Here is an 11,861-nt window from a genome sequence, read left to right on the forward strand (position 1 = left end):
TCAGTCACTGGATCTATCCTCGCTTTCGCCGCATTGCGGCTCCTTGTCGCGCGGCCGCGCGCTGCTGGGCGCGGTCACGAACAGTGGCACTACTTTTCAGGGTTTCGCCGGCCCCCGTGCCCCCGGTCTGCTCTGGGTTGGCGATGTTGAGTTGGCGCATCAGGTCGGTGGTCACGTCCTGCAGTGACGCGCCCTGCAGGAGCAGTGTCACCGGAGGCTCCACGCCGAAGTCCGCGCGGGTGGTGTTGCGAATCCGCACCGCCATCAGCGAATCCATCCCGAGGTCGAGCAACGGCTGCGTCGGATCGACGGCCGTTCGGTCGGCGTAGCCCATGACCGCCGCGATGCGGCCGCGCAGCTGATCTGCGATGACGCGGGCGGCCTCGGCCGGGTCCAGGTCGCGCAGCGCGTCGGGTCCTGCCCAGTCGTCACCGCCGCCCGCCGCGTCGAGTTCCTGCACGACCGCGGAAAAGAAGTCGTGACCGCGGATTTCGGGGAAGGCGATGAGCGCGCGGTCGGCACGGAGCCGAGCGACGCCGGTGTGGCCCCGGCCCGATGCGAGCAGCGACTCCATCGCCTCGATGCCTTCGGCCGGGGTGATGGGGTCCAACACGCTGTTGGCCAGGGTTCGAGCCATACCGACCTCCGACCACGGTCCCCAGTTGATCACTGCCGCAGGCAGTCCGGCCGCCCGCCGGGCATCGACCAGTGCGTCGAGCCACGCGTTCGCGCAGGCGTAGGCGCCCTGCCCCGGGGCGCCGAGGAGCGAAGCCGTGGACGAGAACCCCACCCACCAGTCCAGGGCGCGGCCCGCGCCGGCCTGGTGTAACCGCTGCGCGCCAACGGCTTTGGGGCCCCACACCCGTTCCAGGCTTTCCCGGGTCATGGAATAGAGCAGGCTGTCGTCGATGACCGCGGCCGCGTGCACGATGCCGCGCAGTTGTCGGCCGCCGTCCTCGGCCGCCGCGACGAGCTGGTCCGCGACACCGGGGGCCGCCAGATCGCCCCGCACAACGACGATCTCGGCGCGGTCTTCCAGCTCGGCCAGGATCTTGCGCTGCTCTTCCGCGGGTTCGCTGCGGCCGTTGAGAACCACCCGGCCGGCCCCGTTGTCCACCAGCCACCGGGCGACCACCAGGCCCAGGCCACCGAGACCACCGCTGATGATGTAGGAGGCTCCGGAGCGGACCACCGAATCCGACTGCGCTGCAACGACCGTGGTATCGGTGGCCCGCGCCAGCCGTTCGACGTAGCGGTGATCGCCGCGCCGCGCGACCACGGTGCTCAGTGCGGCGGATTCGGGCGCTTCGAGCTCGGCCCGCAGTGTTGCCGTCGCCCCGGCTAGATCTTGCGCGGCGTCCAGGTCAACCAGGGTGGCGCGCAGTTCCGGATGCTCGTAGGCCAGGACTCGCACCAGGCCCCGCAACCCGCCGACGGCCGGCTGCCCGGAGTCATTGCCGTCGACCGCGAGACCGCTGCGGGTGACCAGCCAGAGCCGCGGCGACTCGCCGTGCCAGCCGCCCACGACCGCGCGAACCACGGTGCTGATCGACCACACCAGATCCCGGGCCTGGGTGACTCCGGCTTCGGGGTCAGAGGAGACGTCCGGCACGAAGACGACGACGCCGGCGGGCGGGCGTTCGGGATCGCCCGCCGTTTCGGCGAACGCGGCGAGCACCCCCGGCTCGTCGGCCAGGTCGGCGGTGATCACGCGCCGATCGTCGTCGCGCCAGCCGTTGACGAACTGTTCGGCCAGTGTGCTCGCTCCGGCGAGCACCAGCCAGCTGCCCGGCGTTTGCGCGGTTTCCGGTGCGTCGGCCAGGTCCTGTTCCACCCAGCTGGCTTCGAAAACCTTCTGCGCCAACGGCAGCGGCACGCTGCGGCGCTCGACGGACCGCAGGTAGATGTCATTGATCTCGGCGGTGACGTTGCCCGCCGCGTCGGTGAGGATGACCCGGCCGAGCTTGCCGGTGCCGCCTTCGTCGAGGTTGCTCAGCCTGGCCCGGCACCGGGCGTAGCGGCCCGGGTTGCCGTACAGCCGCAGACTCTCGAACGAGACCGGCAGATAACTGGCTTCCGACGATCCGGCCGAGCCGGACAGCCCGTCGGCGGGCATCGCGGCGGCCAGGCTCTGCAGGGCGGCGTCCAGCATGGCCGGGTGGAGCCGATAGCCGGGATGCTTGGGCGCCTCGTCGGGAAGCGTTATCTCGGTTTCCACCGAACCGTCCGAAAGCCGGTCGATCCGGGTCAGCGCCGCGAACGCGGGGCCGTGGTGCTGGCCGGCCTGGCGCAGCACCGCATACAGATCACCCGGTGGCACGGAGACTTCCGTCTGACCGCCGGCCGTCGTCGGTAGCTCGTCGTCGGCCTGTGCGGGTTCCGCTTTGGCGACGGCGTGCCGGGTCCAGCCCCCGGAGCTGCGGGAGTAGATCTCGATCCGAACCTTGTTGTCTCCGTTGCGGATCAATTGGGTGCTCAGCGTGGTGTGTTCTTCGAGGGTGAGCATCTGCTCGACTTCGAGTTGGTTGATCGACACCGCTTCGGCCGGCAGGCCCAGCGCCTCGCATGCGGCGGCCAAGGCGATCTCGGCATAGGCCGCGGCCGGCAGGGCGGGTTGGCCGAACACCTTGTGATCGCCCAGCCACGGTGACACCGCGGTGCCAACGTCGGCCTGCCACACGTGATCCTGGCTGGACGGCACCTCCACGTGCACACCGAGCAGCGGATGTGCGTCGGCGGCAATCAAATCCGCGACCGAACGGCCTTCGACCCAGAACTGCACGTGCTGCCATGGCGTGGTCGGGATATCGGCGAGACTGCCGGTGGTCTCCGGGGTGCGCCCGAGCACGGCGAGGTTGGTGTGGAAGGTGACGGTGTCATCGGTGTCGCGGTGCAGCGTTCCGATGCTCAGGTATTCGGTTGCACCACCTAGTGTTTCGGTGATCGCGTGGGTGAGCAGTGGGTGCGCGCTGACCTCGATGAAGGTGTGTTGGTGGGCGTTGCTGGCCGCCGAGGAGATGGCCTGCTGGAACCGCACCGGGTTGCGCATATTGGTCGCCCAGTGCTCGGCATCGAAGACGGGGCGGGTGCTGAGGTCTTCGTAGGTGGTGGACAGGATCGGAATCTTCGGAGGCCGCGGGGCCAGGTCGGCCAACTCCTCCCGCATGGCGGGCTGCAGCGCGTCCATGGCCGGATTGTGCGGGGCCACTTCGATATTGACCCGGCTGGCGAAGCGGTCCTGGAAGCGCACCCGCTCGATCAGTTCGTCGATCTGCTCGGTCGGCCCGGAGATGACGGTCTGCTGCGGGGAGTTGTAGATCCCCACCGTCACCTGCGGGTAGTCGGCGATCAGTGCCTCGGTGGCCGCGGCGTCCAGGTCGAGCAGCGCCATGCCACCCTGCCCGGAGAGGGGCGCCATCAGCCGGGCCCGGGTGGCGGTCACCCGGAGTCCCTCGGCGGGCGTGAGCGCGCCGGCGACGACGGCGGCGGCCACCTCGCCCATGGAGTGTCCGATCACCAAGTCGGGCCGCACACCGTAGGACCGCCACAGGGCGGTCAGCGCCAGCTGCATGCCGATCAGCCCGAGCTGGATCTGCTCGATCCCGACCAGTTCCTTGCCTTCGGCGATCACCTCCTGTAGCGAAAAGCCGGCGTGTGCAAGGAAATCGGGTTCCAGTTCGGCGATGGCTTGGACAAAGGCGGGTTCGTCGGCCAACAACCGGCGACCCATGCCGACCCACTGCGATCCGCGTCCGGAATAGACGAAAACGGTACCCGGACCGGGGGTCTGATCCCGGGAGCCGAGCACACCGGGTGCGGGCTTCCCGGCGGCCAGGGCACGCAGGCCGGCCACCGCTTCGGCGTGGTCGCGCGCCACCACGGTGCCCGACTTGGGGTACCGGGACCGGTGCTTGGCGAGCGTGTGTGTCACATCGGGCAACGGCGTCTTCGCGCCGGGGCCGTCCAACCAGTCCGCCAGCGTCGCCGCGGTCGCGGCTATCCGCTTGGGCGACTTTGCGGATATCACCAGCGTCGACACCGCCGGAGCCGGATCGGGCTGCGGGGCAACCGGGTTCGTCGCTTCCGGTGCCTGCTCGATCACCACGTGCGAGTTCGTCCCGCTCAGGCCGAACGACGACACCGCCGCCCGCCGCGGGCCCGTGCCGGGCCAGGGCGTGCCTTGGGTCGGCACGAACAGCCGTGTCGACGAGGGGTCGATGGCGGGATTCCACCGGGTGAAATTCAAATTGCGTGGGATGTAGGCGTTGCGGACGGCCAGAATCGCCTTGATCAGCCCGGCGACCCCGGCCGCGGCTTCCAGATGCCCCAGGTTGGTTTTCACCGCGCCGAGCGCGCACCGGCCCGCGCCGGCGCCCTTGTCGACGCCGTAGGTGGCCGCCAGTCCTTCGAATTCGATCGGGTCGCCCAGCATGGTGCCGGTGCCGTGGGTCTCGACGTAGTTCACGGTGTCGGCCGTCACGCCGGCTTGCTTCAGCGCGGTGTTGATGACTTCCCGCTGCGCCAGCAGGTTGGGGGCGGTCAGGCCGTTGGAACGGCCGTCCTGGTTGATCGCCGAACCGCGGATGACCGCCAGCACGCGGTCGCCGGCCGCGGTGGCGTCGGCCAGGCGCTTGAGTACCAGAACCCCGCACCCCTCGCCGCGCACGAAGCCGTCGGCGCCGGCGTCGAATGTCTTGCAGCGGCCCGTCGGCGACAGTGCGGACCACTTGGACACCGCGATCGCCGCAAACGGCGACAACGCCAACTGCACCCCGCCGGCCAGCGCGACGTCGCTTTCCCGCAGCCGCAGGCTCTGACAGGCCAGGTGCACCGCCACCAGCGACGACGAGCACGCGGTGTCCACCGCCACCGCGGGGCCGCGGAGCCCCAACAGATACGCGATCCGGCCGACGGCGGCGGCGTGCGGATTGCCGGTGCTCACGTACGCGTCGATCTCCGCGCGGCGCTCGATGTTGACGATGGTGTAGTCCCACGTCGAGAGCCCCATGATCGCGGCAGTGCGGCTCCCGGTCAACGAATCCGGCCGCACACCGGCGTGTTCGAGGGCCTCCCAGGACACCTCGAGCAGCATCCGCTGTTGCGGGTCCATGGCGGCGGCTTCGCGCGGGGTGATGCCGAAGAAGTCGGCGTCGAATCCGGCGACGTCGTCGACGAAACCGCCCCACTTGGTGGTCATTTTGCCCGACGCTTCCGGGTCGGGGTCGTAATATGCGTCGGCGTCCCAGCGGTCGGCCGGCACTTCGCGGATGGTGTCGCGGCCGTCGAGTAGCAGCTGCCAAAAGTCTTCGGGTCCATACACGTTCCCCGGCAGCCGGCAGCCCATGCCGACGACGGCGATCGGTTCGGCGATGTCGGTGGGGAACGGCGTGCCCGCGCGCACCAACTCACGCGCGAGCACCGCGCGCGCCTTGGGTGTCATTTGGGCCGCGCGTTCGGCCAGACTCGTCATTACTCGACGCCCTCCGTTGCAGCTTCCAACTCACTTGCTGCGACCAGGTCCGACAGCAAATCCATTTCCTCGTCCGACAGGTCCGTGTCGGAGATCACCTCGGCGGCTGTGCTTTCCAAGGCCGGCGCATAGCCGAGCCGTTCACAGAGCGCACCGGCGAGATCGGTGATGGTGGGGTAGGCCCACACCAGGGCGACCGGCAGCGTCGTACCCAGACTCGCTTCCAGCCTGTTGCGTAATTCCAGGGCCATCAGCGAATCCAGACCCAGCGATTCCATTGGCCGGTCGTGGTCGATCGCCTCGGTCGAACGCAGCACCGCCCGGATCTCGTCGGCGATGGCCGCGGCGAGGTAGGCCGGACGGTCCTGTGCGGCAAGCTCATCCAGCTCCGCCCGGATGCGGCCGCCCGTGCGGGGTTCGATGGCTATCGATTCCTGCAGCTTGGCGAACAACGACGAACCCGCAGCGGCGGGGAAGGACTGAAACCACTGCCGCGCGTCGAGTGCGAACACGCCGGTGCGGGTCCGGTCGGCAGACAGCACCAGTTGCATCGCCGCGAGGCCCTGCTCGGGGGTGATCATCGAGATGCCGAGGTCGGCGAAGAACTGAGCGCGGCCCACCTCGGCCCACGGGCCCCAGTTGATCCCGGTCGCGGGCAACCCGAGCGAGCGCCGGTGCGCGACCAAACCGTCGATCCAGGAGTTCGCGGCGGCGTAGGAGCCTTGGCCCGGTGCGCCGAGAAGTGAAGCGGCAGAGGAGAACGACACCCACCAATCGACGTCGGTGTGCTTGGTGGCTTCGTGCAACCACCAGCCGCCGGCCACCTTCGGGGCGAACACCCGCGCGGACGCGGAATCGGAGATGTTCAGCACGATTTCGTCGGCGAGCACCATCGCGCTGTGGACGACGCCGGCCAAAGGGAAACCGGCGTCGTCCACGGCAGCCACCAGTCGCCGCGCGGTGTCGGGGTCCGAGAGGTCGCCGGTGACCACTTCCACCCGGCCACCCTCGGCGGCGATCTCCTCGATATTTTTGAGCACGTCCGGGCTGGGCGCCGAACGCCCGTTGACCACAACCAATCCCGCGCCCTGCTGCGCCAGCCAGCGTGCGGTCACCAAGCCGAGACCACCCATTCCGCCGGCGATGATGTAACCGCCGTCCGGCCTGACCAGCGGCTGGGCCGGCGGCGACGCCAACGCCGACACGCGGCCGGTCTGCGGGATCGTGATGAAGGTCCGGCCGACGGGGTCTTCGGACCCGAACTCGCTGACCGGCACGGGAGGCAGTTCACCCTGTTGGGCGAGCTGCACTATCTCTGCGAAGTATTTGCGGTACTGGCTCGGCCGCAACCGCAGGTTCAGATCGATGTCGACCACCGAGAACGAGGCGCTGCGGGCCAGCGCGGCCACCCCGATCGACGTGTCGGTGTTCTTGCCCAGTTCGATGAATCGTCCGCCCGGGGCAAGTGTCTGCATTCCCGCGCGAAGCGCTTCTCCGGGAAGCGAGTTGAGGACGACGTCGACACCGGCGCCGTCGGTGCGGTCGAGAATCTCTTCGGCGAACCCCACGCCGCGCGAATCTCCGACGTAGTCGACGCCCAGGTCCGCGAACAGTGCGCGCTTGTCATCCGATGTTCCCGGGGTCGTCGCGTAAATCACCGCGCCAATTCTCTTGGCGATGTGCACCGCGGCCACATCCACGCCGTCCGGCGCCGAATGGATCAGTACGCGTTCGCCGCCCGCCAACCGCCCGACCGTGCACAGCGCGTGCCAGGCGGTGAGGTAGGCCTTCCCGTATCCCGCGGCTTCGATATCCGAGAGCCAGTCGGGAAGCGGGAAAACGAGTTCCGCGGACGTGCTGAGATGCGAACCGATCGTCGCTGCGCCGAAGGCGATGACGCGCTGTCCTTCATGGACGGATGCGACATCGGGAATCTCGGGGCCGACCGCGGTCACCACGCCCACGCACTCGCCGCCGTCCAGCGCCGCGCGGTGAACGCGGACCTCGACCTCGCCGGCCCCGGGCGGGACGCGCCTGGCGGCATGGAATTTCACCCCGTCGGCTCCGCCGAGTTCCAGGGTGAACGCACCGCCGGTGTCGATATCGACGGTGACGTCCCGGCTTTCGACGGCGAGTTCGCCGGCAGGCGTCACGGGCGCCGCCACCAGGCGACGCACAAACCGCTGCCCGTCGCGCAGTGCCACCTCGTCGTGATCGGTGTTTGCCAGCAATTCGTCGACCAGACCCGAAAGTGGCCCCGTGCCGTCGGCGTCGACATCGACGAGGGTCGTGCGCAGTTCCGGGTGTTCGAAGGTCAGCACACGGGCGATGCCACGAAGCTGTGACTGCGGCAAAGTGACCGTCTCGCTGGGGTCTACCTGCTGGGCGCCGCGGGTGATGATCCACAGCCGGGGGCTGTTGCGCGCGCCGATTCTAGAGACCGTCCGGACGATGTCAGCGATCCGCAGCACCCGTTGCCGGGCCAGCTCCAGTTGTTCTGCCACGGGTTTGGCTTCGTCGACCGCCCGGGCGGGATGGACCACGACAATGCCGTCCCATTCGACGTCTCGTCGGGTGATGGCCGCGTGCAGGGTTGCCTCGTCGTCACCGGAGACCGACTCGCACAGCTCGATTCGAGTGGCGAGTGCGGACGCCAGGGAATCGTCGTCGCCGACCAGCAGCAGCGCGGCCGACTCGCTGGTCGAGCCGTCCAACGGGGTTGGTTCCCACTGCACCGTGAACAGGCGGTTGTTGAGTTCCGCTGCGCCGCGTGACTGCAGCACCGCCATCTCGACATGGTCGATTTCCAGTAGCAGTCGGCCGTGGTCATCGAAGAGAAAGACCTGCCCGGCCAACCTGTCCGTGCTGTCGGTCGGCGCAAGTGAACCGACCGCGTAGGCACCGTCGACCACATCGCCGTACACGCGCACGCCGCCGAACCGCACCGGAAGCACCGTGGCCCGCTGTCCCGTTGCCCCCGTTGCCAATTGGGTGGCCAACTCGGTCGCGCCCAGCGTCTGCAAGGCGACGTCCATCATGACCGGATGCAGCGGGAACTTGCGTGCGCCCGCCTTGGCCGCCGCGGGCAGTCGTACCGCGGCACGAGCCGCTCCGGACGGTAGGACGGCCAGGCCGACGATCCCCTGGAACGCCGGGCCGTGTTGTTGGCCGGCAGCGCGCAGCCGTTGATAAAGCTCGTCGGGGTCGAGTTCGGTCCCGCCGTCGGGCCCCGGATCCACGACGTCGGCAGCCGTGTCAGGGGCGGGTGCCAGCGTGGCGGTGGCGTGCGTCGTCCAGCCGGAAACGGCACTGCGGGTCCGGATTTCGACCCGGCACAACTGGTTGTCCCCGGTCAGGGTCGTGACGATCAGCGTGTTGCCGTCGATGTGCATCAACTGCTCGAGGCTGAGCTCTCGGATCGTCCACGAATCAGTGTCGAAGGCTTGCGTCGCCGCGGCCAGCGCGATGTCCGCGTATGCCGCGCCGGGCAGTACGCACGCGTCATGGACGCGGTGGCCGCCCAGAAACAGCAGCTCCGGGTTGACCTCGGATTCCCATACGCGGGTGCCGTTGGTGGGGTCGGTGACGCCGATGCCCAGCAGCGGGTGGGTGTCTGCGCCGTACGAGGCGGTCGAACTCGCCGTGATCCAGTGCCGGGTGTGCTGCCACGGGGTCAGCGGCAGCATCGGGTGGGGTTCGGGTGGATGCGGGGTGTCGGGCGGACGGGTGGTGTGGGTGGCGTTGAGGTTGGTGTGGAACGTGATGGTGTCGTCGGCGTCTCGGTGCAGCGTGCCCGAGACGTGGGTGCCCTGGCCGGCGTCGGTCGCGCCCAGGGTGTCTGTGATCGCGTAGGTGAGCAGGGGATGGGGGCTCACTTCGATGAAGGTGTGGTGGTTTTCGCCGGCCTGGGCGACGGCCTGGTGGAACCGCACCGGGTTGCGCAGGTTGGCCGCCCAATACTCGGCATCCAGGGTCGGCGTCGAGCCTGCTGAACCTGCTGAGCCCTCTGAGACCGTGGAGATCAGCGGGATGGCGGGGGGCTTGGGCCGCAAATCGGCCAGCGCGGAACGCAATTGCGGCAACACCGGATCGATGATCGGGTGGTGCGACGCGACGTCGACCTCGATGCGGCGCGCCAGCAGGTCCTGTGCCGCGACGGTGGCAATGACGGCGTCCACCTGCTCGGGTGGACCGGCGATCACCGACTGACGCGGCGAGGCATGCACGGCCAGCGTCAGTTGCGGATAGTCGGCGATCAGTGCCGCGACGGCGTCCGCGTCGAGTTCGAGCAACGCCATCGCGCCCTGGCCGGACAGCTGGCTCATCAGCCGCGACCGCGTGGCGATCACCTTCAACCCCTCGGCCTGAGTCAGCGCCCCGGCCACCACGGCGGCCGTCACTTCGCCCATGGAATGGCCGATCACCGCATCGGGGGTGACCCCGTAGTGGCGCCACAGCGCCGTCAGCGCGAGTTGGATGCCGACGAGGACGGGCTGGATGCGGTCGATGCCGACCACGTCGCGGCCCTCGGTCAGCGTCTGCTGCAACGAAAACCCGGTCTGGGCAACAAAATCCGGCTCCAGTTCGGCAACCGCCTGGGCGAACGCGGGCTCGTCGGCCAGCAGTCGGCGTCCCATGCCGGCCCACTGCGAGCCCTGGCCCGAATACACGAACACCGTGCCGGGTCCGCCGGGACCGCTATTGCAGCCAACGATGCCGGGTGCGGGCTGATCGGTGGCCAGCGCCCGTAGGCCCGCGATGGCCTGGGCGTGGTCGCGGGCAACCACGGTGCCGAATCTGGCTTGGCGAGCCCGGTGGTGATTGAGCGTGTGCGCGACGTCGGCCAACGGGGTTGTCGCGCCTGGTCCCTCCAGCCAGTCCGCCAGCACGCCCGCGGTCGCGGCCACCCGTTGCGGGGTCTTGCCGAAGAGCACCAGCGTCGACACCGACGGTTGGGGAACATGCTGCGAGACAACCGGTTCGGGTGCCTCCTCGATCACCACATGCGAGTTGGTGCCGCTGACGCCGAAGGACGACACACCGGCCCGGCGGGGCCGGTCGGTTGCCGGCCAGTCCATCCCGTCCGCGGCGATGTTGAGCCGCGTGACACCCTCGCTGACGTGCGGCGTCAGCTGGCGGAAGTTCAAATGCCGCGGGATGTGCCGGTTTTGCAGCGCCAGCACGGTTTTCATGAATCCGGCGATGCCCGCCGCCGCCTCGAGATGCCCAAGGTTCGTCTTCACCGAGCCCAGCACCAGCGGGTCACGGTCTTGCCGATCGTCGAAAACCTTGCTCAGCGAGTCCAGTTCGATCGGGTCACCGAGCGGGGTCCCGGTGCCGTGCGCCTCGATGTAATCGATGTCTGCGGGGGTCAGCCGGGCCGCCTGCAGCGCCCGGCGCAGTAGCTCCTGTTGTGCCGGGCCGTTGGGAACGGTGACCCCGCTGCTGGCGCCGTCCTGGTTGACCGCCGACCCACGCACCACGGCCAGGATGCGGTTGCCATCGCGTTGGGCGTCGGACAACCGCTTGAGCACCACGACCCCGGCGCCCTCGCTGCGCACATAACCGTTGGCGTCGGCGTCGAAGGTCTTGCACCGCCCTTCGGGCGACAGCATTCCCCATCGTGAACAGGCGATGCTCGGGCCGGGGCTGAGCAGCAGGTTGGTTCCACCGACCAGCGCGGTGTCGCTTTCTCCGGAGCGCAAACTCTGGCAGGCCAGGTGCACCGCGACCAATGACGACGAGCACGCCGTGTCGATGACCATTGCGGGGCCACGCGCCCCCAGGAAATAGGCCAGTCGTCCCGCGGTGAAGTTCAGCGCATTGCCGGTGGGGATGTATGCGTCGAGATCCTCCGGCCGCAATTGACCCGCCAGCGTGACCATGTAGTCGTACGCGGTGACGCCGACGAAGACGGAAGTTTGCGTACCCCGAATGGTGTGCGGCGCAATGCCGGAGTGTTCCAGCGCTTCCCACGCGACCTCGAGGAACAACCGCTGTTGCGGATCCATCGCCGCCGCTTCGCGCGGCGAGATCGAGAAGAATTCCGCATCGAACTCGTCGGGTTGCCAGCCGGAGAGGAAGCCGCCCTCGCGACTGCAGATGGTGCCCGGGACGGTGTGATCGTCGGTGAAGAACGCGTCGGCGTCCCAGCGCTCCGGGGGCACCCGGCCGATGCCGCTGCGACCGTCGCGCAACAACTCCCAGAATTGCTCGGGGTTGTTCACCCCACCCGGGAACCGGCATCCCATGCCGACCACGGCGATCGGTTCGGTGCTGGACTTCTCGGCGACCGCGAGGCGGGCGGTGAGGTCGTCGATCTTGCGCAACGCCTCGGTGATGATCGCCCGGCGGTCTGGGCTTGGGGCAGACGGACCGGTTACAGAGTTTG

The 11,861-nt window shown here is 68.9% G+C and carries 2 protein-coding genes; both read right to left on the bottom strand.

Annotation, left to right across the window (positions count from 1 at the left end):
* Positions 1-13: 13 nt before the first annotated feature.
* Positions 14-5,470 carry a type I polyketide synthase gene (locus G6N68_RS08245; protein WP_163710227.1) on the bottom strand — a complete coding sequence of 1,819 codons (5,457 nt, stop codon included), beginning with the start codon at positions 5,468-5,470 and terminating at the stop codon, positions 14-16.
* Positions 5,470-11,814 carry a type I polyketide synthase gene (locus G6N68_RS08250; RefSeq protein ID WP_240355700.1) on the bottom strand — a complete coding sequence of 2,115 codons (6,345 nt, stop codon included), beginning with the start codon at positions 11,812-11,814 and terminating at the stop codon, positions 5,470-5,472. The genes G6N68_RS08245 and G6N68_RS08250 overlap by 1 nt, the downstream gene beginning before the upstream one ends.
* Positions 11,815-11,861 lie beyond the last annotated feature (47 nt).

The organism is Mycobacterium bourgelatii (assembly GCF_010723575.1).
In the GTDB taxonomy this organism is placed as follows: Bacteria; Actinomycetota; Actinomycetes; order Mycobacteriales; family Mycobacteriaceae; genus Mycobacterium; species Mycobacterium bourgelatii.

Excerpts from the sequence above, each read along its gene's own strand:
- G6N68_RS08245 (WP_163710227.1), bottom strand. The coding sequence starts at position 5,470 with ATGACGAGTCTGGCCGAACGCGCGGCCCAAATGACACCCAAGGCGCGC.